Here is a 24,081-nt window from a genome sequence, read left to right on the forward strand (position 1 = left end):
CTGCGGCACGGCGAAGGCCGTCAAGGATCGCTGACGGTCGGCGCGCCATCGCCCGGGGTTCAACGCCCCACCCACGACCACGCGTCCGCCGCGTACTCCTTGCTCTCCACCCGGCACCGGCGGAAGTTCTCGGGGTCCAGGTAGCCCTCGCGCACCACGTACCTGTAGAGCACGTCCGCGATCACGGCGACCACGTCGCTCTCCGGATTGTCGCGCACGACCTCACGCAGCGACTCGCTGTTGAGCATGCGGTTGACCTCGATGATGGTGGGACCGGAGTAGCCGATCGCGGCTATCCCGAACGGCCCGAGCACCACCGCCAGGCGCAACCTCATCCGGTCGGAGAAGCGCCGGTTGTCGGCGGCGAGCCGGTCGCGCCAGGCGTGGAGGAGCCGGGGGAGCGTGTCGTGCAGTTCGAGGTCCTGGGGCAGGAACACGTTCATCCCGTCGCCGGTGTCCTGCCGGTCGGTCGTGGTGACGTCGACGCCCAGGTCGTCCAGAACCTGCTGGCACAGCGCCGCCATCCGGTCCTGGACATCTCTCTTGCCGGGCCCCGACCTGGCGCTGTACTCGACGACATCGACCGCGAACCCCATGCGGACCAGCTCGCGCTCGCCTGGATCCCGGCTTCGGACAGGGCGGCCAGGAGGGGGTTCCGCTTGTCGCGGCGGTTCGCTCCGCGCGATCTCCTCGATGCTTCTGGCGTTGGACAGGGTCAGCCGGGCGTAGCGGCCCGCGTCCTGCAACTCCCTGATGAACCACTCGGCCAGCTCGAGGTCACCGGGCAGCGGTTCGCCGGGCGATTTGGTCATGTTGTCCAGCGCGATGGTGACGGTGTGCCGCATCTTGTCGAGCTGAGCGCCGGTCGTCGCCAGATCCGCCATGCTGACACGCAGCTCTCGCAGCTCCAGGAGCAGCTCCGGGCTCGCCGGACGATCCCGCAGCAGACGCTGGATCCGGCTGATACGGGCGTCCGTCTCCCGCTCCAGGGAACTGGTCTGTTCCCCGTCGCCCCAGATGCGCAGCTGGTAACGGACCTTGGCGGCATGCATGAGGTGACGGGCGAGCGGCGGCAGGCTGACGTCCCCGCGGCTCCACGTCCACGCGCTCAGCTCGGCGTCCCGATCCGGGGAGGCGAGGATGACGAGACGCCGTTCCGCACGGTCGTCGCCACCGGCCCCCGTCTCCCAGAGAAGGAAACCGTCACGCTCGTGGCGCTGCTCGTCCCAGTCCGGCCGCCATTCCGCCGCGGGCAGCCCCAGCCGGACGGCGTCGCCCAGCGCGGAGATCGGCTGCTCCTTCTGGTGCTTCGCCTGGTAGATGCGGGCCGAACCGAGCAGTGCGCCGGTGCCGCCGCCGGACAGCTCCTCCCACCAGCGATCGAATTCCACCCAGCCGTTGGAGGTTCGCGAGCCGAGTCGCGCGGCCCGGTCGGCCGCGTCCAGCGGAGAGGCGAACACCAAGGACAGGTTCAGCACGTCGTGGATCTGCCGGGCGATGATCTGGCAGTCGGCCCTCGGGTCCTCCTGCGCCGCGAGGGCGCGATCCGGCGCGTGGGGCCGCAGCGTGCGAGGCAGGGTCGTGAGCAGGCCGGTCCCGGCGACGGGGAGCGTGGTGCCCAGCCGCCGGCGGCACCTCGACCAGATCTCGCGCACCTGCTCGTAGCCCTCGGCGGCGAGCGGTCCCTCGACCGGGGCGAAGACGTGGACGATCAGTTCCTGATCAGTCAGCGCCGGGCTCTTCATCGTCCCTCCCCCGCGTGCCGGGCTTCTCACCGTCCCTCCGCTGACCGGAGCGAACCTCCCCCAGCGCGTGCACCAGCCGGTTGCGGCGATCCCGCACATCCTCGGAAGGGGGGAGCAGTGGCTTGGTGCCGATGCGGGTGACCCGTACCGGGCCCGCGAGCTCCAGCTCGGCCACGGCCTCCTGAGCCGCTTCCGGGTCGTGCGAGCGCAGTGCGGCCGCGAGGGCGTCGAGGAGGTCCCGCACGCGTTCCCACCGTGCGGATGCGAGCCGCCATTCCAGCAGATCGTCCAGAACGTCAAGGGCATCCGCCACCGCCTCGGCGTCCAGCGCCGGGACATCGTCGGCCGTCTGGTCAAACGCGTCCATGCTCGAAGCATCGCACCGACACGCGGCGGATGCACTACGTTCAACGCTTCCACAGCCCATCGCGGAGAGCGGCGTCGAGCGGGCTGCGAGGACCGAGCCGCGGACACCGGCGGCCCGCCGGCGGAAGACTGTCGGATTCTTCGAACAAACCGTGGCCGCATGGGGATGGTGGGAGCGCGGACTGTCGGCCGTGCGCGGCGCGACACCTTGGACCGCGCCGCAGTTCGCCCCCGGAACGACACCTCGCACGTCGCCGCGTGACGTGCGACGGAACTGCGCAGACAGGCGGGTTGGTGCTGACGTGGATCGAGGCGACGGCGCGCGGAGCGGGCGGCGACAGCCCCCTCCCCACCGCGGGGATCTCGTTGATCCACTCGCGGACTCCCTCGCCGCGCTCTTTCCAGCCCGGACGGCCAGACCTTGGCCAGCGGCGGAGGCGACCAGGTGATCAGACTGTGGAACATGGACCTGGGCCAGGACATCAAGCGCATCTGCGCCGTCACCTGGAACACCCCCACGGCCGACGAATGGCGGCGCCACATCGACAGCTCCCTGACCTTCCCCGCACCCTGCTGGCCCATGCCGGCCGCTGCGGCGGATCGCCACCGGTGGCATGGGCCGCGCCCGGTCAGGCGGGCGTGAGTGGCCGGCTTAGCCTCGGCCTAACCTTCGACAGACCCGCGGACGAGCTGCGTCCGGCTCGGACGCATCAGCCACACGGCGGCGGCGAGCGTGAGCACCCAGCCGGTCACTTCGATGAGCAGGTGATCCGTTGCGGCGGGGACGGACTGCAGCAGGTACACCCGGACGCTGTTGATCGCGCCGTGCGTCAGGACCGCGGGCCAGACACTCCCCGACCGCCACCGAAGTGCGAGCAACAGCGGCGCCCATGGCAGCATGCCCGCGAAGTAGACGACGATGTCCCAGGTCGACCGATCGCCGATGACGGCGAGGACCGGCAGGTGCCAGACGATCCAGACCAGACCGCTGACCAGGGCCAGCCGCCAGAATCCCCATGCCGCGGCGCGCGTCGCCAGCCAGCCGCGCCAGCCGAACTCCTCGCCGATGGCGAAGGCCGACTGCATGAGGAAGACCGGAGCGATCCAGATGGTCGCCGCGGAGATCTCGTCCAGCGGGTTGAGCTGCCAGATCCCGAATGCCAGTGCGATGGCGGTCTGGATCGCGGCGATGGCGGCGATGAGGCCGATGCCGACGCCGGCCCACTTGGGGGTGCCGCGCCACCTGACGGCGAACGTCTCCCGGAACGTTCCGGGTCGTCGGGCGAGCCACATGATGATCGCCGCGAGCAGCGGGGTCAGTTGCAGGATCGGCGTGATCAGGTTGTAGACGTCCGTCGGGACGAGCCGGAAGACCATCGGGACGGACAGCGCGAAACACAGCAGGACGGCGATCGTGAAGAACCACGTGACGTCGACAGCAGCTGATCTGGAGCGCGTGGCGGACGCGGTCATGATGACCTCGCTTCGTGCGGGCGCGAGGATGCAGCTCGCCGAGTGGTCCCGGCACAGGCCGGGGCTGTCCGGCCGGCGAGCATGACGACGTTGGGAGGTATGAGACGTAGGAAACGCACGAACTCGAAGGTAGGGCGGGCGGAATCGTCCGGCCTCACCCCCAGGGGTGAACCAGGTACCGCCCGTCAGGATGGAATCCGCCTGCCGGCCGGGGCTTCGGCGGTCAGCCGGGGTGGCGGTCCAGCAGGCCGGCGAAGGCGGCTGCCGCGTTGTCGGCGCGGGCCGGGTCCGCGGCCACCATGCGGTCGAGTGCCAGGCCGTCGAGTGTGGCGAGGATGAGGTCGGCGAGCGGCTCGGCCTCGTCCGCCGGGATGCCCAGGGCGAGGAGGCCGCTCCGCAGCGGCTCGCGCCACGGCCCGCGCAGCTGTTCGACGGCGGCCCTCCAGCGTTCGGGTTCCTTGGCGGCGAGGACGGAAAGGTCGAGATAGAGCCGGGTGGTCCGCGTGCCGCTCGGGTGCGCGAGGCTGGACCACACATGCCTGACGAGGTCGGCGACGCTGCGCACCGCCTCGCCGGGCGGTTCGGCCGCCGCGGCCAGCCGCTGCTGCGCGAGTTCGAGGGCGGCGCCGACGAGCCGTTCCTTGCTGCCGAAGTGGTAGATCAGCATGCGGTCGCTGGTGTTGAGGGCGTTGGCCAGCGGACGCAGCGACAACCCGATGAGACCGTGTTCGAGCACGTAGTCCAGCACCTGCTCGGCCAGTTCGGCCCGACGATCCATGGCTCGACCGTAGCAGCCTGCCCTGCGCACGTAGCGCATGCTACATTCGCATGAACGACTCCTGCGCCTCCGCCGCGCAGGCCATCCTGCGCAGCACGGCGGTCGGCCACTTCCTGAACCCCGAGACCATGACGGCCGAGCCCACGACCATGTTCACGCTGCCCGACACCTGGGGACCGGCCGGCGGCACGCCGATCGGCACCGTCGCCGACCTGCTCGCCTTCGGGCGCACCCACCTCGCGGGTGGGGTGTCGCCTTCCGGCGCGCGCGTGCTGTCGGCCGAGTCGACCGCGCTCATGCAGCAGGTCTCGTACGACATGGCGTCCCCGAACACCCCGCCGATGGGCCTGGGCTGGGTGCTGTACCCGTTCGGCGAGACCACCGTCCTGGCCATGTCCGGCGCGTCGCCCGGCGGCGTGTTCATCCTGTGCATCCTGCCCGAGCACGACCTGGTCTTCACGGCCTTCGGCAACAGCCCGGGGGCGATCATGCTGCAGGACCAGCTCCTGCAGTGGCTGCTGAGCGAGCATCTCGGCGTCCGGATCCCGGCTCTGATCACCGGGGCGGAGGAGGTGGACCTCACCCCGTACGTGGGCACGTACCGCTCCAACCAGCTCCGCATCGAGGTCAGCATCGCCGACGGCCAGTTGGAGGAGCGGACGACCTACGAACCCGCGGACGAGACGCAGGAGCGCATCTTCACCGAGTTCGCCGGCGGCACGACCTCGGCCCCGCCGCAGCGCTACGTGCCCATCCGTCCGGGCCTCTTCGCGCCCGCCGGTTACCCACTGGAGACGTTCGACGGATACCTGCGGCTGCTGCTCGTCTCCTACCACGACGTCCGCGACGGCCAGGCGCGCTTCCGCAACGGCGGCGGCCGCCTGACCCGCCGGGTCTGATCACTGCCCGCCGAAGTGGAAGGATGTCCAGCATGCTCACGATCGGCCAGCTCGCGGACTACGCCGGAGTGACCGTCAAAGCCATCCGGCACTACCACGAGCGCGGTCTGCTCGCCGAGCCGGACCGCGACTCCTCCGGTTATCGGCGCTACACCGCCGAAGACGCCATCGATCTCGTCAAGATCCGGACCCTGGCCCATGCGGGCGTGCCGCTGGCCCGCGTCAAGGATCTTCTCGACGCCGACCCGGACGCGCTCGCGGCGGCCATCGCCGAGATCGACCACGACCTCGAAGACCGCATCGCGCAGCTGCTGCGAACCCGCGATCAACTCGCCCAGCTGCGCGGCGGCGACCGGCTCTTCGTCTCCCCGGAGGTCGCCGACCACCTCGACGATCTGCGCCGGCTCGGCGTGAGCGAGCGCCAGACAAGCCTGGAGCGCGGCGGCTGGATCCTCATGCAGACCGCCTCCCCCGAGGACGCCTCCTTGTGGATCGCCGAAAAGCGCGAGCTCATGGCTGATCCCGAGTTCCGCGCCCTCTACCTCGAACACGACGCCGCCTACGACTGGGCCGCGGACGATCCCCGCCTTCCCGTCCTCGCGGACCGGACCCGGAAGTGGTTCGCCGGCCACCACAGCTGCTCGGAGACCAGCCGCGTCCCCGACCCCGCCATCGCCCGGCTGGCCGCGCAATCCCAGCCCGGCGCCTCGTCCCCCGCCTGGGACCGCCTCACCCAGCTCATGAACGGCTGACCCGTGCCAGGAAGACGAACTCTCTTCCTGGCCGATCAGGCGCGCTCTGCCGCGTCACCGCAGAGCTGCCTCGGCGGCGGTTTTCAGGTCATTGAGCCAGGTTTCAAGGCCCATGTCGGACTTGGGGTCGGCTTGCGGGCCGGTGTGGCTTTCCTCGGTCCGTACGAGGACGCCGCCGCGGACCTTGACGAAGTTCCAGACGTGGACGCCGTCGATGTGGAAGCCGGGACCGTCGGCCGGTCCGGTCCAGCGCATGCACGTGCCGTACTGGAGCTGCCGGACCACGGAGGTGATGACCACCGTGCCGGGTGGGGCCGGCGGGTCGGCGGGCAGGTGGACGGTCGCCTGGAACCGGGAGTTCCTGCGCAGCGGGCCGGCGTCCAGGCGCTTCACGGTCATGGGAGCGGCAGGCTTCTGCCATGAGGGCCAGGCTTCGACATCGGCCTGGAGGTTCCAGATCGTGCGCAGCGGCGCCTGGATGAAGATCTCACTCCGGTGGCGGGCCTCGGCAGCCGGGTCTACGCCCTTCCCCTGGCAGGTCAGCGAGGCCCCGGGCAAGCCATGGGCGATGGCGGCGGCTTGCGCCGGTAAGGCGGCGATGGCCAGCGGGAGCGCAACCATGACAGCGCGCGCACCGACCCGGCGGCGAGAGATCGAACGACCGAGGAACATGACGCCTCCACAAGGCAGTTACATAGACTCTTGTTAGTTAGAGGCTATAACGGAGGTTTCGAGGCGTCAACGGAACCCGTCGCCGACCCGCCGGTCACCTGCCCTTATCAGGTGCGGACGTGAGGGCGTCGACGGTCAGCGTCAGGCGCCGGGTCAGCACCTCGGTGGCGGTGTCGGCATCACGGGACAGCGCCGCCTCCTCCGGGCGGCGGTGCTCCGCGGCGCCGTCGCGGCCGGGCGTGCGCCGCGCCGACCAGCGGCGGGCCGGCTCACCTGCCGTCCACAGCCGGTCGAACGCGTCCAGCGGCACGGGGTTGCCGCACCCGTCCAGCAGCGTCCGGTGGAAGACGCGGTGCGCCTCCGACCACGCGCCGGTGTAGTACTCGCCCTCCTCGGGCACGTACGGCGACGGGCGGGCCAGGCGGCGGTGGGCCGCCCGCACCCGCGCCTCCCGGTCGAGGTCACCGCGCTCGATCGCCAGGCGCAGCATGACCGGCTCGACCGTCCGGCGGGCCTCCGCGATCTGCTGCCACCGCCGGTCGGAGAAGTCGGGGACGGCGAACCCGCGGTTGGGCAGCCGCACCGCGATGCCCTCGCCCACCAGCTGCACCAGGGCCTCGCGCACGACGGCCAGGCTCACCTCGTGCCGCTGGGCCGGATCCCGCCACCTCCATGAAGGAACAGACGTGAACAACCCCTTTGCCCGCCTCCCCCACGTGCCGCCCTTCACCGTCACCAGCACCACGCTCGCCGACGGCGCCCGCCGGCCGGCCGAGGAGATGTCCGCCGGCCTCCCGGGAGGCAAGGACGTCTCGCCGCACCTGTCGCGGAGCGGCGCTCCCGAGGGGACGAAGAGCTACGCCGTCACGGCGTACGACCCGGACGCGCCGGCCCCCTCTGACGGCGCCCGCTCCCTGCGGCCGCGCATCTCGCGGGTCCGTACGGGCGCCGGCCTCGCCCGTCAGGCCCCCCGGGGCGGCCTGATCGGATGCGCTCCGGCCTTCGCGGCGGCGATGGCGGCCGCCGCGGCCTGTTCGGCGACGGTCTCGTCGATGGGTTCGTGGCTGACGAGCATCCGGTAGTAGAACGGCGCGCCGACCGATCGGATCACCTGGACCGGGTCGGTGTCGGGCGGGAGGTCGCCGCGTTCGATGGCGTGCCGCACCGACTCGGCGGCCATGTCGTTGCGGGTCTCGAAGAAGTCGTGCAGGGCCTGCGCAGCCCGCGGGTCGAGCACGGCCGCGCTGATCAGCCCGAGCATCGCCGGACGCCAGACCGGGTCGCTGTAGAAGCGGTGGATGCCGACCGCGAGCCCGCGCAGGTCCACCTCCAGCGACCCGGTGTCCAGGAGCGGCACCTCGGAGACGGTCAGGTCGGCGATGAGCTCGACCAGCAGGCCCACCGGATCGCGCCAGCGCCGGTACACGGTGCTCTTGGCGACGCCCGCGATGTCGGCCACGCGTTCCATGCTCAGGTCCGCGTACCCGTGGGCCTCCAGTTCGGCGCGGGTGGCGGCCAGGACGGCGGCGCGCACCCGTTCGGTACGCCCGCGCGGTCGCATCGTCCCCGGTGCCGGGCGGTCCTCGGACAAGGCAGGCTCCTCTGCTCGCGTGATTGCCGTCCTCCGGGAAGCAAGTCTAACGCAACCATGGTTTCCTTTAACCGTTGAAATGAGCAACTAAGAAAACTGGGGTTGTATTAGTGCGCTCGCGCGGCTACTTTGAGAGCGAGTTAACGAGATCCCAGTTTTGTTTATGTCGCCTCTCGTGAGGAGGGCACCCATCGTGTCCCAGACCGCCATCCGCAGGTACACCGGCCTGTTCGGCCTGGTCGCAAGCATCCTGATCGTCGTCCAGGTCCCGCTGTACTTCATCTACGAGACCCCGCCCGACTGGGACGTCCTGACCCGCAGCCTGCTCGGCATCACCGGCTGCACGGTCTACGTCGTCCACTTCCTCGGGCTCGGCGAGCTCATCCGCCACGTCGGCCCGTCCTACCGCTGGCTCGCCGGCGTCGTCCAGAGCGCCGGCCTGCTGTGGGTGGCCATGGTGTTCGTCCCGCAGTCCATGGAGGTGGGCGCGGCGATCACGGTGGGCCACGACATCGACACCACCACCGAAGGACCCTTCGCCGGCGCCCAGTACCTCATGCAGGGGGCCGTCTCCAGGCTCCTCATGGGCCTCTTCCTGATCGCCCTGGGGATCGCGGTGTCCCGGCTCGGCCTGCTGCCGCGCTGGGTGGCGCGCTCGGCCCACGTCCTCGCCGCGATCAACCTCGCCTTCCTGCCCGCCGTGTACTTCGGCGACGACGCCGCCGACTTCTACAGCGCGCAGGGCTGGGGCACCACCGCCAGCATGGGCGCCCTGTGGAGCGTGTGGACCCTCGCCGTCAGCATCAGCCTCCTGCGCAGCGCCCGCCGCGCTGCTGACCCCGCACACGACCGCGGGCCGGCCGTCGCGGCCGGTGCGATCGGCTCTCCGGCCTCCTGAGCCGGGACTCCCCCCATCCCCCCACTTCGAGGAATTCCATGAGAAACGTCCTTGGAGCGCCCGTGACCGTGCTCGCCTGCCTGGTCACCGCGCTCGCCACAGCTCCACCCGCGACGGCCGCGAGCCACCGCCGGGCCGGTGCGGATCCGGCGGTGGTCCGCATCGAGACGGGCCTCGTCCGGGGCGCGCTGCACGCGAAATACCGCCTCTTTCAGGGCATCCCGTACGCGGCGCCGCCTGTGGGCGCGCTGAGATGGGGATCGCCGCGACCCGCCGCCGCGTGGACGGGGGTGCGCGCCGCGACCCGCCCCGGCCCCGCGTGCGCCCAGGTCATGGACTTCATCGGCGACAAGCCGAGCACCGCCGAGGACTGCCTGTACCTCAACGTCACCACGCCGCGGCACGCCGCCGCGAAGCTGCCCGTCATGGTGTGGATCCACGGTGGCGGCTTCCTGGGCGGCTCCGGAGCGATCTACGGCGCCGAACGGCTGGCCGCCGAGGGCGACGTCATGGTGGTGACGTTCAACTACCGCCTCAACGCGCTCGGCTTCCTGGCGCACCCCGCGCTGAACGGCGGTCCGGCCCGGCACGGGTCCGGCAACTTCGGGATCGAGGACCAGCAGGCGGTGCTGCGCTGGGTGCGGGCGAACGCGGCGTCGTTCGGCGGCGATCCGCGCAACGTCACCCTGTTCGGGGAGTCCGCCGGCGGGATGTCGAGCTGCGTCCACCTGACCGCCCCGGGATCGCGGGGGCTGTTCCAGCGCGTCATCCTGCAGAGCGGGCCGTGCACCCTGCGCTGGCCGTGGGCGCCCAGCACGGCCGGACCGGACGCGGAGACCTGGCGTCCCAAGCCGCGGGCGCAGGCCGAGCGGCAGGCCGTCGAGCTCGCCGCCGCGGCCGGCTGCGCCGACCCGCGCACGGCGGCCGCCTGCCTGCGGGCCAAGCCGGTGTCCGTCCTGCTGAAGGCAGTCGGCCCGCGCGGGCTCGCGCCGGCCTACGGCGCCGGGGTGCTCCCCCAGGATCCGGTACGCCTGCTCAGGTCCGGCGAGTTCGCGAAGGTGCCGGTCATGCACGGCATCATCCGGGACGAGCACGTCACCTTCCAGGTCGGCTTCGACGCCGAGGCGGGCGGCCCGATCGCCGCCAAGGACTACCCCGGCGTGCTCGGCACGTTCCTGGGCCTGGACGGCAAGCGGACCGCCAAGGTGATCCGCCGCTACCCGCTGAGCGACTACAAGGGCTCGACGAGCTGGGCGATGGCGAGCACGCTCACCGACTGGGCCTGGGCCTGCCCCGCGGTCGAGACGAACCGGCTGCTCGGCCGGCACGTGCCCACCTACGCCTACGAATTCTCGGACCGGACGGCCCCCTGGTTCAAGGAGGCTCCCCCGCAGCGCTATCCGACGGGCGCCTACCACGCCGGGGAGCTCCAGTACCTGTTCTCCCGCGCGTACGCCGGCCGTGACCTGTCGCCGGAGCAGCGGCGGCTCTCCGACGACATGATCGGCTACTGGACCCGCTTCGCCCGCACCGGCGACCCCAACGGCGACCGGGCGACCCGCTGGCCGCCCTACGACCCGTCCGGAGGCCAGGTGCTGTCGCTCGCCCCGGGCCCGGGCGGGATCGCCGAGGTGAACCTCGGCCGCGAGCACCGCTGCGACTTCTGGAAGCCGCTGACCTGACGCGTCCGTGACGCCGGGCGCGCGATCACCGGCCGCCTGAGAGCACGCCCGCCGGCCTGCGCGGATGGCTACGGGCCGTGGTGGACGAGTGCCGCCCACAGGTCCGGCCTGTCCGGGTGGGTACGGCGCAGGTCGCGCATGACGCGGTGCAGCACGCGGGCGGCGTCGTCCGCGGCCGGTCCGGGCAGCTCGCGGTAGAACGCGCGGGCCACCGCCGCGGCCGTCGCGTCGTCGAGCAGCCACAGACTGCCGACGACATGGCGGAAGCCGACCAGCTGGAACGCGGACGCGAGATGGATCGACTCGTTGGCGTGGAAGATCCCGCTGAAGGCGGTCGAACAGGCCGACAGGTAGGCCAGTTCGGCCTGGTCCAGGGCCAGTGCGGCGATGGCCCCGACGGGCAGCAGGTCGTCGTGCAGGACGAGGCCGCCGAACGACGGCTTCTCGACGTCGGTGGCCGCGTGGCAGGCGAAATGGGCCCAGGTGCGGCCGGGCAGCTCGGCCAGCACCCGGCCGGTCGTGGCGTGCTCGTCCACGAGAAGGACGCCGGGGTGGCGCCGGTGCAGGGCCTTCGCCTCCTCGGCCGTACCGCTGAGGGCGGGCAGCTCAAGTGATCGGGTGACCGCGACGGTGAGCTGGCGGCGTACCGTGGCCGGCGTGCGCGACCTGGCCAGGGCGAGCGCGCGGAGCGTCGGCGCGTAGGAGGACACCACGTGGCCGGGTAGGGCCGCGTGCAGGGGGAGGACGCCGAGCATGCCGACGGGCAGCCACCAGACCCGGTCCACGCCGGGCAGGGCCGCTGCGATCGGCCCGGCGATGGTGGCCGACAGCCACTCCAGGGTCTCCTTGACCACCCTCTGCATGCGCAGCGCGCCGGTCAGCGTGCCGTCCGCGGACGCCTGCATGGCGATGACCAGTTCGGCCACGTGCCGCGCCACGTCGTCCCAGGTGAGGCCGGGCAGCGTGACCGGGACGAGGTCGTCGGCGGTGATGATGATCGCATCGCTGCGGGTGCGTGCCGCGTTGACCAGCACCGCCGCGCCGCCCTCCGTCGCGGCGCGCAGTTCGTCCAGGTCCGGGAGGGCGAGGAAGCGGGGTGACCCGCGCCGGATCTCCTCGATCAGGTCGTCGTACTCGGCCCACAGCCGCGTGCGGTCGTCGACCAGTTCGGTGGTGAGCACCATCACGCCGCCTGGATGCACCTGTGACGTCGTGCGAAGCCTGTCGCGGACGTCCCGGAATCGCGCGGCGAGCCCGGGTTCGCGGGCCTCCAGTTCGGCGAGGTCGGCGTGCAGGTCGGCCTCTTCGGCCAGCAGGACGCCTCTGCCCTGTTCCGCCACGGCGACGGCCCCCGCCGGGTCGCCCGCGGCCAGGTGGGCGGCGACGGCCTCGCCCACCAGGTGCGTGTACTCGCCGGCCCGTTCTTCCTGGTCGACGCGGGAGTTGCGCCTGGAGACCGCGGCGGGCAGCAGCGCGATCGCCGCGTCGTACAGATCGGCGGCGAGCGACGGCTCGCCGAGGTCGGCGGCCAGTGCGGCCAGCCGGGTGAAGGCGTGGACGTTGTGGCCGGGCACCGAGCGGACGGCGGCGCGGGCCCGCTCGGCGAGGCGCCGCAGCTCGTCCACCGTCATCGGGGGTGAGCCGGCGGCGCGGCGTGCCGAGTGGACGTCGGTGGTCACGGAGATGATCCCGGCGGTGGCGGGGTGGCCGTCCGGCAGCCGCTGGAGGGCGTTGCGGGCGAGTTCTCCCGCATGTTCGAGGTCCGCGGCGTCGCCGTCGCGCTCGTACCGCCACAAGTAGCCGTGGGCGAGGTCCGCCAGTTGCTTGGCCAGGTCCGCGCCGCCGGACGCCAGCGCGAGCGCCTGTTCGCCGGCCTCGATCGCGCGATCCAGCATCCCCGGATCCCCGCCGTGCTCGTGACGCCGGGCCAGTACGGCGGCGAGCTGCCTGAGGTAGATCACCCGCTCGGGGTGATCGGCGGGCACCGACGCCAGGCTCTCCTCCGACAGCTCGATGGCCCGGTCGAGGCTCGCCACGTCACCCAGCCGCCGGTGGCGCTGGAGCAACGCGATGCTGAGGTTGTTCAGCCGTCCCGGCCGGTCGGGGTCGTCCGGCCGGGTGGCCTCGACCGACGCCTCGCTCAGCGTGATCATCCGGAGCAGGTCGGTCAGCCCGCCGTCCCTCAGGTACCGCAGCTGGTACCCGATGCCCAGGTAGGAGACCGCGACCGGCAGCACCGGATGATCCTTCGGCGCGGTGTCCACGACGTGATCCCCCAGCCGGATCGCCTCGTCCAGATCCGCCACCTCGCCACGCAGCTCGTACCGCTGCTCATAGACCGCGACCAGATTGGCGGCCGCCGCGAACCACTCGCCGCTCTGCTCGCTCACCAGGCTCAGCGCCTCCTCCGTGGCCGAGGCCGCGGCATCGAGATCGCCGGGATCGCCCTGGCGCTGGTAGCGCTCGCGGCAGGCGACGCCGAGGTTCATCAGCAGCAGCGGCAGCCCCGGGCTGCCGGACGGCGTCCCGGCCGCCGCCTGGGCGAGCAGCGTGATGACGACGGTCAGGTACGACGGTTCGGACGTGGTGTGCGCCTCGGCGAGCATGGCCGCCGCCGTCCCGGCCTGGACGTCGGGGTCGGCGCCGGGCCCGATCAGCGTCCGCAGCAGCTCGGGGACCGCGCGGGGGATGTGCGCGACCGGTGTCAGGTGGAAGACGGCCTGGGACAGCTCGAAGTTCGACTCGGTGGCCACCCAGCGGGCGTGGAAGAGCCATCCGATGGCGATATGCGCCTTGAACAGCCGCTTGCGCTCCGAGCCGGTCATCTCCGAGGGCGGCCGCCGCACCGCGCCGTGCCACAGCCGCAGCGCGTCCGCGAGAGCGTCCTCGCCGAGCACGGTCCGCCCGTCACCGGTACGTTCGCAGGCCGCCAGGCGGCGGCGGATCCGGCGGGCGATCAGATAGAGCCGGAAGCCGTGCGGCGCACCGAAGATCCCCACCTCAGCGTCCTTTCCGTGCCACAGCGGTGACCCGGCTGCCCTCCTCGACGGTGAGCGGCCCGGCCCGGCCCTCCTCGGCCACGCCCAGGGCCACCGCGAGCGTACGGCCGTGCAGGTCAACGACGGACTCGACGAGCGACGCCAGTTCGGCCACGGCGGCGCGGGCGCGTACCCAGCCGGCGGCGCCGACCACGATCGCGACCAGGGCGGCCGGCCACCACACGAAGGCGAGGGCGGCCAGGGGCCACGACCAGCTCGCGACGGCGACCGCCGTGGCCAGCGCGGTGCCGGCGTTCCCGAGATCGGCACGCGCGGCCTCCGGCAGCACCATCCAGAGCCTCGGCCAGACGAAGGGCAGGTCGAGGCCGTAGCGGTCGCGTGCGACCGCCTCCGCACCGTGGATCCGGTCTCCCAGCCAGGTCGGCCGCCCCGGCTCGGCCAGGGCCAGCCGGTTGACCCTGGCCGCCGCCTGGTCGATCCGCTCCTGCTGATCAGGGGTCCTGGTCTCGGCGGGATGGGCCCGGGTGAGCGTGCGGCGTCGTGTCAGCAGCGCGTGCCAGCGGTCGCGCCTTCGCCGTACGAGCGTGGTCCGCAGGCCGCCGAACGGCCACGGCCACCGGCCCAGCCACACCGTCCGCGTCACCCCGGCCATCGCCTGCACCAGCAGCCCGGCCGCGCCGGTCGCCACCAGGACCGCGACCAGCAGGCCCACCTGACCGCCCGCGGGCCGCCGGGCGAACCATTCGGAGAACGCGACCATCTCCCTCGCCGCCAGCTCCACGTCGAGGGCGTGGGCATGCCCCAGCCGGACGCCGAGCGCCGCGACGGCGACGAACAGCACGCCGGGAAGCAGCAGCAGCGAGACCCAGCGCTCGGCGAGCTTCTTGGCCAGCTCGGCGAAGAAGTCCCCCACGACCGCTACCCGGGCCGCATCGGCGTGCCGGTCACCCGGCACACCGGGATCGGCCCGCCGGGCAGGGGGATCTCCAGCCGGTCGCACGCGCCGTCCGGGCAGCCGAACCGCTCCTCGTGCGCCCGGCCGTCGCCGCCGCCCGGCAACGCGCTGCCGAGGGCGCGCAGGGCGCCGGAGCCGTCGCCGCCGAGCAGTTGCCCCAGCATGGGGATGATCGGCCGCCGCGCGCGGGCCGCGGCCTCGATGGCTGCGAGCAGCCGCCGGTGGCGCTCGGACTGGCGCGCGCATTCGGCACGCAACTCCGGCAGTTCGCCGCACAACACGGTCAGCGCGAGACGTTCGGCGTCGTCCATCGCCTCGATAGTCTCAGCCCGTGACGGCGGCATCAAGGCGGGACGGGCCCTCGGCAAGGCCGAGGACGCGCAGGGCGTTCTCCTTGTAGATGAGCGGCTTGGCCTCGTCCTTGACGTCCAGGGCGGCGAAGTCGGCCATCCAGCGGTCGGGGGTGAGGACGGGGTAGTCGGAGCCGAACAGGACCTTGTGCCGCAGCGGCCCGCCGGCCTGGCGGACGAGCTGCGGCGGGAAGTACTTCGGCGACCAGCCGGACAGGTCGAGGTAGACGTTGGACTTGTGCCCGGCGATGGACAGGGAGGCGTCCACCCAGGGGACGGACGGGTGCGCGAGGATCATGGTGAGCCCGGGGAAGTCGGCGGCGACGTCGTCGAGCAGCATCGGATCGGAGTGGCGGAGCTTGATGCCGCGCCCGCCGGGCAGGCCGGCCCCGATGCCGGTCTGGCCGGTGTGGAACAGCGCGACGCTTCCCAGCTCCTCCAGCGCCCGCCAGAGCAGGTAGCAGGCGGGGTCGTTGGGGGCGAAGCCCTGCAGGCTCGGGTGGAACTTGAAGCCGAGCACGCCGAAATCCTGTGCGAGCCGCCGGGCCTGGACGACGGCGGCCGGGCCGCGGCGCGGGTCCACGGAGCCGAAGGGGATGAGGACGTCGGCGTGCTCGGCCGCCTGCCGGGCGATCTCCTCGCTGGACAGGGCCGGGTGGCCGAGCTCGGTGGAGGCGTCGACGGTGAAGACCACCGCGGCCATGTTCCGCCGCCGGTAGTAGGCGGCGACGCGGTCGATCGTCGGGGTGCGGTCCTGGCCGGCCTTGAAGTATCTGGCCGACGCCTCCATCAGCTCGGCGTCGAGGGAGAGGCGGCCGTGGTGGTCGGCCTCGATGTGGACGTGGACGTCCAGGGCCGCGATGGCGTCCGGGTCGATGCGCGGGGTGTAGATCATTTCTCCTTCTCGGCGGGTCAGGGAAGGGCGTGGTGCCGGCGCTTGGCCTGCAGCAGGGCGACGAGCAGCGCGTCGCGGTCGGCCGCCATGGCTGCCTGGTCGATGCCGTCGAGCTCGGCGCGCACGCCGTCGACGAGCAGGGCGGCGAGTTCGGGCGTGAGCCGCGGCGTGCCGAGGTCGTCCATCCAGGTCTGGGCGGGCGGCCCGAGGTGGCGCAGGGTGTGCGCCATCCCGCCGGGCCCGCCCGAAAGGTGCTGGTTGACCAGCGGGCCGAGCAGCGCCCACCGCAGGCCGGGGCCGTGCGCGATGATGGCGTCGATGTCGGCGACGCTCGCGACCCCCCGCTCCACCAGCGAGTACGCCTCCCGCCACAGGGCGGCCTGGAGCCGGTTGGCGAGGTGCCCGGGAACCTCGCGCCGCACGAGCACCGGCCGCTTGCCGACGGCGCGGTAGAAGTCCATCGTCTGCTGGGTGGCGGCGGGGCCGGTGCGCTCGCCGGGCACGACCTCCACCAGCGGGATCAGGTGGGCGGGGTTGAAGGGATGTCCGACGAGCACCCTTTCGGGATGCGCGGGGCACATCTCCTGCAGGCGGCTGGGCACCAGGCCCGAGGAGCTGCTGGCGATCGGTGTGCCGGCCGGGGCCGCCTCGTCCAGCGTGGCCAGCAGCGCGTGCTTGAGGTCGGCGCGTTCGGGCCCGCTCTCCTGGACGAACCGCGCTCCGGCGACGGCGTCACCGGCGGTCGCGGTGAAGGTCAGCCGGTCGCGGGAGGCGCCGTCTGCGAGGCCGAGCCGGGTGAGCGCGGGCCAGGCCAGGTCGATGGCGGCCCGCAGCCGTTCTTCGGCGTCCGGGGCGGGGTCGAAGGCGGTGACGTCGAGGCCGCGGGCCAGGAACAGCGCCGCCCATCCGGCGCCGATGACGCCCGTGCCGATGACGGCGACCGGCTGGCCCGCCGGGCCGGTCACGCCCGCCTCGCGCGGTCGCGGGCGACGGCGGTGAACGCGTCGAGCGCTGCCGGGTCCATGAGGGAGCCGGCCGAGGCGACCTCGTCGGCCGCGGCGCCCAGCAGGATCTTCTTGACGGGCACTTCGAGCTTCTTGCCGGTCCGTCCGTAGGGCACCAAGGGGACGGCCATGACGGCGTCGGGCACGTGCCGCGGGGACAGTGTGGCGCGGATGTGCGCGAGCAGGCGGGTGCGTAACGCGTCGTCCAGGGCGAGTCCGCCGGCGAGGACGACGAACAGGATCAGCTCCCCCATGCCGCCGTCGTCGCTCTCCAGGTGGACGACGAGGCTGTCGGTGACCTCTTCGACGTCCTGCAGGGCCCGGTAGAACTCGGCGGTGCCCAGCCGGACGCCGCCGCGGTTGAGCGTGGCATCCGATCGGCCGGTGATGACGCAGGAGCCGTGGGCGGAGAAACGGCACCAGTCGCCGAAGCGGAAGGCGCCGGGGTAGCGGCTGAAGTAGGTGTCGCGCATCCGGCGGCCGTCGTCGTCGCCCCACAGGCGTACCGGCATCGAGGGCATCGGCGCGGTGATGACGAGCTCGCCGACGTCGCCGACCACCACGTCGCCGCGCTCGTCGAACGCCTTGGCGTCCACCCCGAGGCTCGGCCCGGACATCTCCCCCTCCCACACGGGCTGCAGAGGCGATCCCTGGACGAGACCGGTGCACACGTCGGTGCCGCCGCTGCCGACGTTCAGCAGGACGGCGGGGCCGAGCTGCTCGGCCGCCCACCGGAAGCCCTCGGCGGGGAAGGGGCTGCCGGCCACGCCGAGCTGCCGCAGCCGGGACAGGTCGAACTCCTCGCCCGGCCGCACGCCCTCCTTGCGGCAGGCCATCAGGTAGCCGGGGCTGGCGCCCATGAGGGTGGCGCCGGTCTCCTGCGCGAGCCGCCACTGCGCGCGCAGGTCGGGGTGGAGCGGGTTGCCGTCGATCATCACGATCGACGAGCGCACGAGAAGCGCCGAGACCAGCGTGTTCCACATCATCCACGCCGTCGTGGTGAACCACAGCAGCCGGTCGCCGGGGCCCAGGTCCCAGTGGAAGGCGTGGTTCTTCAGGTGTTCCAGCAGGATGCCGCCGTGGCCGTGCACGATGGCCTTCGGCTTGCCGGTGGTGCCGGAGGAGAACAGCACGTACAGCGGGTGGTCGAACGGCACGGGCTCGAACCGCAGCGCCTCGTCGCCGGGCGCGGCGAGCTCCGCCCAGGGAAGGGCGTCGCGCAGGCCGAGCCCGCCGTACGGGACGTGCACGACGTGCTCCAGCGAGGGGATGCCGTCCCGGATGGCCTGGATCTGCTCGCGCCGGTCGATCTGCTTGTCCCCGTAGGTGTAGCCCGCCACCGCGAGCAGGACGGCCGGCTCGATCTGGCCGAACCGGTCCACCACGGCGGGGGCGGCGAACTCCGGGGCGCAGCTCGCCCAGACGCCGCCGAGGCTCGCCGTGGCCAGGAACGCGATCAGCGTCTCCGGGCAGTTGGGCAGGTAGGCGACCACCCGGGTGCCGCGCCGCACGCCGAGCCGCCGCAGGCCGGCCCGGACGCGCCGGACCTGCTCGGCGAGCTCGGCGAAGGTGAGCTCGACGCGTGGCCGCGTCTGGGAATGGCCGATGACCGCGACCTGGCCGGCGTCCTGGGGCGTGCCGAGGCAGTGCTCGGCGTAGTTCAGGGTCGCTCCAGGGAACCAGCGGGCGCCGGGCATGCCCGGTTCGGCCAGGACGGTGTCGTAGGGCGTGTGGGCCTTGATCTCGAAGTAGTCCCACACCGCCGCCCAGAAGTCCTCGACGCCGGTGACCGACCAGTGCCGCAGCTCGTCCCAGGTGGGTACGGTCACGCCGCGCTCGCGGGCGAGCCAGCCGATGAAGCCGGTGGCGTGCGCCCTGGCGATCTGCTCGGGGCCGGGGACGTACAGCGGCTCCGCCGGGGGGAGGGCGGCGCTCATCGGGCGGCTCCCGGACGGCCGACCTTGGCGGCCCGGCCGTCGAGGAAGTCCTGTATCCGGGCCTTGGCCTCCGTGCTGCTCTGCGCCACGGCCGACATGAGGGATTCCAGCAGCAGCCCCGTCTCGGGATCGGCGTCGGCGATGCGCGGCAGGGCGTGCAGGACGGCGTAGTTGGCGATCGGCGAGTTCCCGATGACCCGCCCGGCCAGGGCGAGGGCCTCGGTGACCCCGCCGCCCTCGGCCACCCGGTAGTCGACCAGGCCGCGGGCCTCGCCCTCCGCGGCCGTCAGGACCCTTCCGGTGAGCATCATGTCGATCATCGGCTGGGTTCCGATGAGCCGGGAGACCCGGACCGAGGCGCCGCCGCCCACGAAGAGCCCCCGGCTGCCCTCGGGGAAGGCGAAGAACGCCGACTCCTCGGCGACGCGCAGGTGCGCGGCGGCCGCCAGTTCCAGGCCGCCGCCGATGACGGCGCCCTTCAGGACCGCGATCACCGGCAGGACACCGTGGTCGATGCGGCTCATCGCCTCGTGCCACCCGCGCGAGTGGTGCAGGCCGCCGACGGCGTCCCGCACGGTGAGCTCGCCCAGGTCGAGCCCGGCGGAGAAGTGCGCGCCCTCGGCGGCGAGCACCGCGGCCTTGGCCCACGCGGGCGGGGCGGCGAAGAAGGCGCCGAGCCCGGCGATCGTGGCCTCGTCCAGCGCGTTGCGTTTGGCCGGCCGGTTCAGCGACAGCACCGCGACGTCCCCGCGGCGCTCCAGCGCCAGTGATGGGGGCAGGTCAGGGCAGGGAGGGGTCACAGGCTCTCCAATTGACAGGAATCCTGATGAAGAAGGCTGAAGTATCATCAGGTTTCCTGTCAATGCCTGGCTGGGATACTGTTCGCCATGGCCAGCGCCCCGCCCCGCCCCACCCCGTCGCTGCTGTACGCCGTCAAACGGCTCGAACTGGCGATCAAGTCGCGCCTGGACGAGATGCTGCGCGACTCGGGCGTGACCACGCCGCAGTACACGGCGCTCACCGTTCTGCAGCACAAGGACGGGATCACCGCCGCCCAGCTCGCCCGCGACTCCTTCGTCACCCCGCAGGCCATGGCCGACCTGATCGGCGCGCTCGACCGGCGTCACCTCATCCGCCGCTCCCCCAACCCGGGCAACAAGCGCGAACTGCTGCTCTACCTCACCGACGAGGGCCGGGCGCTCCTCGACGCCTACGCCGAGGCCGCCGCCGGCCTTGAGGACCACATGGTCTCGGGCCTGTCGCCCGACCAGGCCGACGCCTTCCGCGCCGCCCTCACCCAGGCCTGGACGACCCTGCGCCCGGCCCGCAAGTGATCAGCCTCCCGCCAGGGAGCGGGGAGCGGAGGAGGCGCGGACGTCGAACCTCGCCTGGAGCAGCCGGCCGCCCGCGACCTCGCGGCCCTCGATGAGGTCGACGAGCATCCCGACCGCGATGTCGGCCGTCTCGACCGGCAGGAAGCTGAGCGTGCTGACGGGCGGGTCCGTGAACGGCGCCGTGGGGTCCTCCGTCGCGCAGACCAGCAGCAGGTCGCCGGGCACCGACCTGCCGAGCTTGCGGATCCTGTCCAGGAGCAGGGACGGGCTGACCTCGACCAGCACGACCAGCGCGTCCGGCGGCTCGGGATCGCTCAGCAGCCTCTCCACCGCGGCCAGCGTCGGCTCGAAGCCGGGCCCGGCGAGCTGGGCCAGCAACGGGACGCGGCCCCGCTCCGCACTCCAGTCGAGGTAGGCCCGGACGGAGTCGCGGTGGTAGCAGGCCGTGGTCGGGGCGCCGACCGCGGCGATCCGCCGGGCGCCCGCCGCCGCCAGGTGGTCGAGCACGCCGCGCAGGGCCGCGCCGTAGTCGAAGTCGACCCATGGCCACGGCGTCCCCGCCACGGCCCTGCGGTCGGAGACCACGGCCACCCCCGCGGCCAGGAAGTCCCCGACCAGCGGATCCCCCTCGACCGGATCCACCACGAACACGCCGTCGAGCGGCAGGTCGGTCCAGTAGTCGTCGGGGCCGGTGGTGGGAAGCAGCACCACGCCGTATCCGTGGGTCATGCCCGCGCGGGTCGTGGCGGCGGTCAGCCGGGCGAAGTAGGCGAGCTCGGTGTAGAACCACGGATGCTCGACGAACTCGCGGGCGGCGAGGCCGAGCAGGCGTGAGTGCCCGGCGCGCAGCCGCCGCGCCGTGGCGTTGGGCCGGTATCCGAGCCGGCGCGCCACCTGCCGGACGTGCTCGCGGGTGGCGTCGGGGAGGCGGCCCGCGCCGTTGAGCGCGTCCGAGACGGTGGTCTTGGACACCCCCGCCGCGCGGGCGACGTCGACCAGGCGCACGCGCGCGCCGACCTTACGCTCTGGCTGTTCCATGGGTGCGATCTTTGCAGCATGTCAGCCGTTCCGCCACCTCGCCCACCGTTGCTGAATCGTTCCTTCAGTGTCTTGTGCAGGAACGTTCCTTCACCAATACTCGTGGCACTTTCCCGCACGAGGAAGAGGTGGTCCGATGCGTACCGCTCGTCTCGCCGCCGCGGCGCTGACCGTGCTGGCGGCCGCTGCCTGCGGCGGCGGCCCGGCCGCGCCGAAGGCGGCCGGAGCCGGCGCCTTCACCGTCACGGCGGACCTCCCGCCGGCCAAGGGCCCGGTGGACGCCGTGACCTGGGCGCTCTACGCGGAGCCGCAGTCGCTCGACTACGCCTACGCCTTCGATTACCCGCCCAACACCGTGCTCGCCAACGTGTGCGAGCAGCTCATGCGGATCACGCCCGGCTTCCAGGTGCAGCCGGGGCTCGCGAGCAAGGCCGAGTCCCCCGACCCCGGGCGCTGGGTGTACACGATCCGCGAGGGCGTCCGCTTCCACGACGGCTCGCCGCTCACCGCCGACGACGTGGTCGCCAGCATGCGCCGGCACATGGATCCGAAGGTGGGGTCGTACTGGGTCTCGTCCTACCAGAACGTCAAGTCGGTGGAGAAGACGGGCCCCATGGAGGTCACCGTCCACATGAAGAAGCCCGACCAGCTCTTCAACGAGCAGATGGGCACGTCGGCCGGGACCATCGAGAGCGCCGCGTTCCTGGCCCGCCAGGGCACCGGGTACGGCACCCCGGACAAGGGCGTGAACTGCACCGGGCCGTACTCGCTCGACAAGTGGGACAAGGGCCAGGCGATCACCCTCAAGCGCTTCGACGGCTACTGGGACGCCGCGCTCAAGGCCAGGGCCGCGACCGTGCGGAACGTCTTCATCCCCGACCCGGTGGCCCGCGTCAACGCCCTGCTCTCGGGCGAGGCGGACGGCAGCTACCTGGTCCCCACCACCGGCTTCACCCGCCTGGGCGCCGCCTCCAGCGGCAAGCTGTACTTCGGCCCCAACACCGCCGCCGTCAGCCTCATCCCGCTCGACCTCAAGGGCACCCTCGGCGACCTGAGGCTGCGCAAGGCGCTGTCCATGGCGCTCGACCGCAAGGCCATCCTGAAGGCCAGCGTGGCCGGGGTGGCCACCCCGGCCAAGGCGCCGGCGGCGCGCGGCGCGTGGGGCATCGCCCCCGAGGCCGCCGAGCGGTACTACGCCGAGCTCCCCGAGCTGGACACCGACCTCGAAGCGGCCAGGAAGCTGGTCAAGGAGGCCGGCGGCACGGGCCGGAAGATCGTGATCGCCACGAGCACGATGGCCCCCGACATCGGCGTCATCGCGAACGCCGTCCAGGCCGCGGGCCAGGCCATCGGGCTCGACGTCGAGCAGAAGGCGGTGGCCCCCGACGCCTACTCCGCGCTGTTCTCCGACCCCAAGGCCCGCGAGGGCATCGACCTGGTCATGACCATCTGGTACGACTCCACCCCCGACCCGCTGGAGTTCTACGGGATCCTGCAGACCGGCAACTTCGCCAACTACGGCGGCTACTCCAACCCCGGCTACGACAGGCTCGTCGACCGGGCGAGCGCCGAGGCCGACCCCGCGGCCCGCGCCGCCGTGGTCGCCGAGCTGCAGGAGATCGCCGTCCGGGACCTGGTGTGGATCCCGCTGTACGAGGTGCCGCACAGCATGTTCCTCAACAAGCGGCTCACCGGCGCGCCCACCGGCATCACCCAGCTCGTCTACCCCTGGGCCGCGGCGCTCGGGTCGGCCGGCTGATGGCCGCCTTCCTCGGCCGCAGGCTCGCCGGACTGGTCGCGACCCTGCTGGGGGCCTCGTTCGCGGTCTTCTCGGCCGTCTACCTGGCTCCCGGCGACCCGGCCTCGTTCCTCACCCAGGGGCGTTCCGCGTCCCCGGAGGCGATCGCGGCGATCAGGGCGCAGTACCACCTGGACGACCCGTTCCTCACGCAGTACCTCAAATGGGTCGGCGGCGCGGTGACCGGGGACTTCGGCCGCTCGGTGCAGTTCCGGCAGGACGTGACCGGCCTGCTGCTGGCCAGGCTGCCCACGACGCTCTTCCTGGTCGGCTACGCCGGGCTGCTCATCGTGGTCGCGGGGCTGATCCTCGGCGCCCTGGCCGCGCTGCGGCCGGGCCCGCTCGACAGGGTCGTCCTCATCGGCACCGGGGTGGCCACCGCGACCCCCTCGTTCGTCGCGGCGATCGGCCTGATCTCGCTGTTCTCCGTCCAGCTCGGCTGGTTCCCCGCCTTCGGCAACGGGGACGGGCCGGCCGACCGGCTCTGGCATCTGACCCTGCCCGCTGCCGCGCTCGCCCTGACGTTCGCCGGCCTGCTGGCCCGCGTCACCCGCGCGTCCATGCTGGAGGAGCTGGCCCGCGAGCACGTCGAGGTGGCGCGTTCGCGGGGCGTCCAGGAGAGCGCGGTGATCCGGCGGCACGTCCTGCGCAACTCGCTCGGGCCGATCAGCACGGTCACCGGCACGGTGATCGCCGGGCTGCTCGTCGCCACCTCGATCGTGGAGACCGCCTTCGGCCTGTCCGGGATCGGGCAACTGCTGGTCAGCTCGGTCACCGTCAAGGACTTCCCGGTCGTGCAGGCCGTCACCACCTTGATCGTCGTCGTCTTCGCGGGCGCCAACCTGCTGGTCGACCTGGTCCAACCGGCCATTGATCCGCGCCTGCGCAGGGCGTAGCGAAGGAGTCCCCTTGACA

At 72.5% G+C, this 24,081-nt stretch carries 23 protein-coding genes and 1 pseudogene; 9 read left to right on the top strand and 15 right to left on the bottom strand.

Annotated elements, in window-relative coordinates; all coding sequences use genetic code 11:
• Positions 1 to 59: 59 nt before the first annotated feature.
• Complete coding sequence (locus ACIBST_RS03740) at positions 60 to 1,745, bottom strand: CATRA conflict system CASPASE/TPR repeat-associated protein (protein ID WP_397168804.1); 1,686 nt, start codon at positions 1,743 to 1,745, stop codon at positions 60 to 62.
• Entirely contained in the window at positions 1,723 to 2,112 is a 390-nt protein-coding gene (locus ACIBST_RS03745; RefSeq protein WP_397168806.1) for a CATRA system-associated protein, read from the bottom strand. Before ACIBST_RS03745 ends, ACIBST_RS03740 begins: the two co-directional genes overlap by 23 nt.
• A gap of 444 nt (positions 2,113 to 2,556) precedes the next feature.
• Here ACIBST_RS03745 and ACIBST_RS03750 point away from each other — a divergent pair, with 444 nt between their 5' ends.
• Complete coding sequence (locus ACIBST_RS03750) at positions 2,557 to 2,754, top strand: hypothetical protein (RefSeq protein WP_397168808.1); 198 nt, start codon at positions 2,557 to 2,559, stop codon at positions 2,752 to 2,754.
• A 20-nt stretch (positions 2,755 to 2,774) separates the two neighbouring features.
• On the opposite strand, the gene ACIBST_RS03755 is transcribed toward ACIBST_RS03750, so the two are convergent.
• Together ACIBST_RS03755 and ACIBST_RS03760 are read right to left on the bottom strand one after the other, a co-directional pair.
• Complete coding sequence (locus tag ACIBST_RS03755; protein ID WP_397168809.1) at positions 2,775 to 3,584, bottom strand: lysostaphin resistance A-like protein; 810 nt, start codon at positions 3,582 to 3,584, stop codon at positions 2,775 to 2,777.
• Between the two features lie 223 nt (positions 3,585 to 3,807).
• Positions 3,808 to 4,362, bottom strand: coding sequence for a hypothetical protein (locus ACIBST_RS03760; RefSeq protein ID WP_397168810.1), 555 nt, complete (start codon positions 4,360 to 4,362; stop codon positions 3,808 to 3,810).
• A 50-nt stretch (positions 4,363 to 4,412) separates the two neighbouring features.
• Between ACIBST_RS03760 and ACIBST_RS03765 the strand changes: the two genes are divergently transcribed.
• Together ACIBST_RS03765 and ACIBST_RS03770 are read left to right on the top strand one after the other, a co-directional pair.
• Positions 4,413 to 5,261 carry a hypothetical protein gene (locus ACIBST_RS03765; RefSeq protein WP_397168812.1) on the top strand — a complete coding sequence of 283 codons (849 nt, stop codon included), beginning with the start codon at positions 4,413 to 4,415 and terminating at the stop codon, positions 5,259 to 5,261.
• 32 nt (positions 5,262 to 5,293) lie between these two features.
• Positions 5,294 to 6,013 carry a MerR family transcriptional regulator gene (locus ACIBST_RS03770; protein WP_397168814.1) on the top strand — a complete coding sequence of 240 codons (720 nt, stop codon included), beginning with the start codon at positions 5,294 to 5,296 and terminating at the stop codon, positions 6,011 to 6,013.
• A 54-nt stretch (positions 6,014 to 6,067) separates the two neighbouring features.
• Here ACIBST_RS03770 and ACIBST_RS03775 read toward each other — a convergent pair whose 3' ends face one another.
• The gene (locus ACIBST_RS03775; RefSeq protein ID WP_397168816.1) at positions 6,068 to 6,685 is read right to left on the bottom strand and encodes a polyketide cyclase /reductase; all 618 of its coding nucleotides are present in this window, start codon (positions 6,683 to 6,685) and stop codon (positions 6,068 to 6,070) included.
• 94 nt (positions 6,686 to 6,779) lie between these two features.
• Entirely contained in the window at positions 6,780 to 7,325 is a 546-nt protein-coding gene (locus tag ACIBST_RS03780; RefSeq protein ID WP_397168818.1) for a GntR family transcriptional regulator, read from the bottom strand.
• A gap of 139 nt (positions 7,326 to 7,464) precedes the next feature.
• On the opposite strand from ACIBST_RS03780, the pseudogene ACIBST_RS03785 reads away from it, so the two are divergent.
• Positions 7,465 to 7,572 (top strand): annotated as a pseudogene (locus ACIBST_RS03785) (hypothetical protein); the annotation flags it as partial.
• A 74-nt stretch (positions 7,573 to 7,646) separates the two neighbouring features.
• Here the strand turns inward: ACIBST_RS03785 and ACIBST_RS03790 are convergent.
• Positions 7,647 to 8,276 (bottom strand): TetR/AcrR family transcriptional regulator, encoded by a 630-nt coding sequence (locus ACIBST_RS03790; protein WP_397168820.1) that lies wholly within the window; start codon positions 8,274 to 8,276, stop codon positions 7,647 to 7,649.
• Between the two features lie 193 nt (positions 8,277 to 8,469).
• On the opposite strand from ACIBST_RS03790, the gene ACIBST_RS03795 reads away from it, so the two are divergent.
• Complete coding sequence (locus ACIBST_RS03795; RefSeq protein ID WP_397168821.1) at positions 8,470 to 9,174, top strand: hypothetical protein; 705 nt, start codon at positions 8,470 to 8,472, stop codon at positions 9,172 to 9,174.
• Between the two features lie 38 nt (positions 9,175 to 9,212).
• Entirely contained in the window at positions 9,213 to 10,856 is a 1,644-nt protein-coding gene (locus tag ACIBST_RS03800; protein WP_397168823.1) for a carboxylesterase/lipase family protein, read from the top strand.
• 68 nt (positions 10,857 to 10,924) lie between these two features.
• Here ACIBST_RS03800 and ACIBST_RS03805 read toward each other — a convergent pair whose 3' ends face one another.
• Genes ACIBST_RS03805 through ACIBST_RS03835 form a run of 7 tightly spaced genes read right to left on the bottom strand, consistent with a single transcriptional unit; the run spans position 10,925 to position 19,796 of the window.
• Positions 10,925 to 13,855, bottom strand: a complete 2,931-nt coding sequence (locus tag ACIBST_RS03805) for a CHAT domain-containing protein (RefSeq protein ID WP_397168825.1) — start codon at positions 13,853 to 13,855, stop codon at positions 10,925 to 10,927.
• A 1-nt stretch (position 13,856) separates the two neighbouring features.
• Positions 13,857 to 14,768 (bottom strand): hypothetical protein, encoded by a 912-nt coding sequence (locus ACIBST_RS03810; protein WP_397168826.1) that lies wholly within the window; start codon positions 14,766 to 14,768, stop codon positions 13,857 to 13,859.
• A 5-nt stretch (positions 14,769 to 14,773) separates the two neighbouring features.
• The gene (locus ACIBST_RS03815) at positions 14,774 to 15,121 is read right to left on the bottom strand and encodes a hypothetical protein (RefSeq protein WP_397168827.1); all 348 of its coding nucleotides are present in this window, start codon (positions 15,119 to 15,121) and stop codon (positions 14,774 to 14,776) included.
• A 13-nt stretch (positions 15,122 to 15,134) separates the two neighbouring features.
• Positions 15,135 to 16,055: an amidohydrolase family protein gene (locus tag ACIBST_RS03820; RefSeq protein ID WP_397168829.1), complete on the bottom strand. Its 921-nt coding sequence runs from the start codon at positions 16,053 to 16,055 to the stop codon at positions 15,135 to 15,137.
• 17 nt (positions 16,056 to 16,072) lie between these two features.
• On the bottom strand, positions 16,073 to 17,020 hold the full coding sequence (locus ACIBST_RS03825; protein ID WP_397168831.1) for a 3-hydroxyacyl-CoA dehydrogenase NAD-binding domain-containing protein: 948 nt from the start codon (positions 17,018 to 17,020) through the stop codon (positions 16,073 to 16,075).
• The gene (locus tag ACIBST_RS03830; RefSeq protein ID WP_397168833.1) at positions 17,017 to 18,996 is read right to left on the bottom strand and encodes an acetoacetate--CoA ligase; all 1,980 of its coding nucleotides are present in this window, start codon (positions 18,994 to 18,996) and stop codon (positions 17,017 to 17,019) included. Before ACIBST_RS03830 ends, ACIBST_RS03825 begins: the two co-directional genes overlap by 4 nt.
• Positions 18,993 to 19,796, bottom strand: coding sequence for a crotonase/enoyl-CoA hydratase family protein (locus tag ACIBST_RS03835; RefSeq protein ID WP_397168835.1), 804 nt, complete (start codon positions 19,794 to 19,796; stop codon positions 18,993 to 18,995). Before ACIBST_RS03835 ends, ACIBST_RS03830 begins: the two co-directional genes overlap by 4 nt.
• 87 nt (positions 19,797 to 19,883) lie before the next feature.
• Between ACIBST_RS03835 and ACIBST_RS03840 the strand changes: the two genes are divergently transcribed.
• Entirely contained in the window at positions 19,884 to 20,330 is a 447-nt protein-coding gene (locus tag ACIBST_RS03840) for a MarR family winged helix-turn-helix transcriptional regulator (RefSeq protein ID WP_397168837.1), read from the top strand.
• Here ACIBST_RS03840 and ACIBST_RS03845 read toward each other — a convergent pair whose 3' ends face one another.
• Entirely contained in the window at positions 20,331 to 21,368 is a 1,038-nt protein-coding gene (locus ACIBST_RS03845; protein ID WP_397168838.1) for a LacI family DNA-binding transcriptional regulator, read from the bottom strand. It lies immediately after the preceding gene.
• Positions 21,369 to 21,504: 136 nt separating this feature from the next.
• On the opposite strand from ACIBST_RS03845, the gene ACIBST_RS03850 reads away from it, so the two are divergent.
• Positions 21,505 to 23,127 (top strand): ABC transporter substrate-binding protein, encoded by a 1,623-nt coding sequence (locus ACIBST_RS03850; RefSeq protein ID WP_397168840.1) that lies wholly within the window; start codon positions 21,505 to 21,507, stop codon positions 23,125 to 23,127.
• Entirely contained in the window at positions 23,127 to 24,062 is a 936-nt protein-coding gene (locus tag ACIBST_RS03855; protein ID WP_397168842.1) for an ABC transporter permease, read from the top strand. Before ACIBST_RS03850 ends, ACIBST_RS03855 begins: the two co-directional genes overlap by 1 nt.
• Positions 24,063 to 24,081: the final 19 nt, after the last annotated feature.

This window comes from Nonomuraea sp. NPDC049684 (assembly GCF_044465345.1).
GTDB lineage: Bacteria > Actinomycetota > Actinomycetes > Streptosporangiales > Streptosporangiaceae > Nonomuraea.

Bases quoted from the DNA above. Each gene is read 5' to 3' on its own strand.
- ACIBST_RS03740 (WP_397168804.1), bottom strand. From the start codon at position 1,745: ATGAAGAGCCCGGCGCTGACTGATCAGGAACTGATCGTCCACGTCTTC.
- ACIBST_RS03745 (WP_397168806.1), bottom strand. From the start codon at position 2,112: ATGGACGCGTTTGACCAGACGGCCGACGATGTCCCGGCGCTGGACGCC.
- ACIBST_RS03755 (WP_397168809.1), bottom strand. From the start codon at position 3,584: ATGACCGCGTCCGCCACGCGCTCCAGATCAGCTGCTGTCGACGTCACG.
- ACIBST_RS03760 (WP_397168810.1), bottom strand. From the start codon at position 4,362: ATGGATCGTCGGGCCGAACTGGCCGAGCAGGTGCTGGACTACGTGCTC.
- ACIBST_RS03765 (WP_397168812.1), top strand. From the start codon at position 4,413: ATGAACGACTCCTGCGCCTCCGCCGCGCAGGCCATCCTGCGCAGCACG.
- ACIBST_RS03770 (WP_397168814.1), top strand. From the start codon at position 5,294: ATGCTCACGATCGGCCAGCTCGCGGACTACGCCGGAGTGACCGTCAAA.
- ACIBST_RS03775 (WP_397168816.1), bottom strand. From the start codon at position 6,685: ATGTTCCTCGGTCGTTCGATCTCTCGCCGCCGGGTCGGTGCGCGCGCT.
- ACIBST_RS03800 (WP_397168823.1), top strand. From the start codon at position 9,213: ATGAGAAACGTCCTTGGAGCGCCCGTGACCGTGCTCGCCTGCCTGGTC.
- ACIBST_RS03815 (WP_397168827.1), bottom strand. From the start codon at position 15,121: ATGGACGACGCCGAACGTCTCGCGCTGACCGTGTTGTGCGGCGAACTG.
- ACIBST_RS03820 (WP_397168829.1), bottom strand. From the start codon at position 16,055: ATGATCTACACCCCGCGCATCGACCCGGACGCCATCGCGGCCCTGGAC.
- ACIBST_RS03830 (WP_397168833.1), bottom strand. From the start codon at position 18,996: ATGAGCGCCGCCCTCCCCCCGGCGGAGCCGCTGTACGTCCCCGGCCCC.
- ACIBST_RS03840 (WP_397168837.1), top strand. From the start codon at position 19,884: ATGGCCAGCGCCCCGCCCCGCCCCACCCCGTCGCTGCTGTACGCCGTC.
- ACIBST_RS03845 (WP_397168838.1), bottom strand. From the start codon at position 21,368: ATGGAACAGCCAGAGCGTAAGGTCGGCGCGCGCGTGCGCCTGGTCGAC.
- ACIBST_RS03850 (WP_397168840.1), top strand. From the start codon at position 21,505: ATGCGTACCGCTCGTCTCGCCGCCGCGGCGCTGACCGTGCTGGCGGCC.
- ACIBST_RS03855 (WP_397168842.1), top strand. From the start codon at position 23,127: ATGGCCGCCTTCCTCGGCCGCAGGCTCGCCGGACTGGTCGCGACCCTG.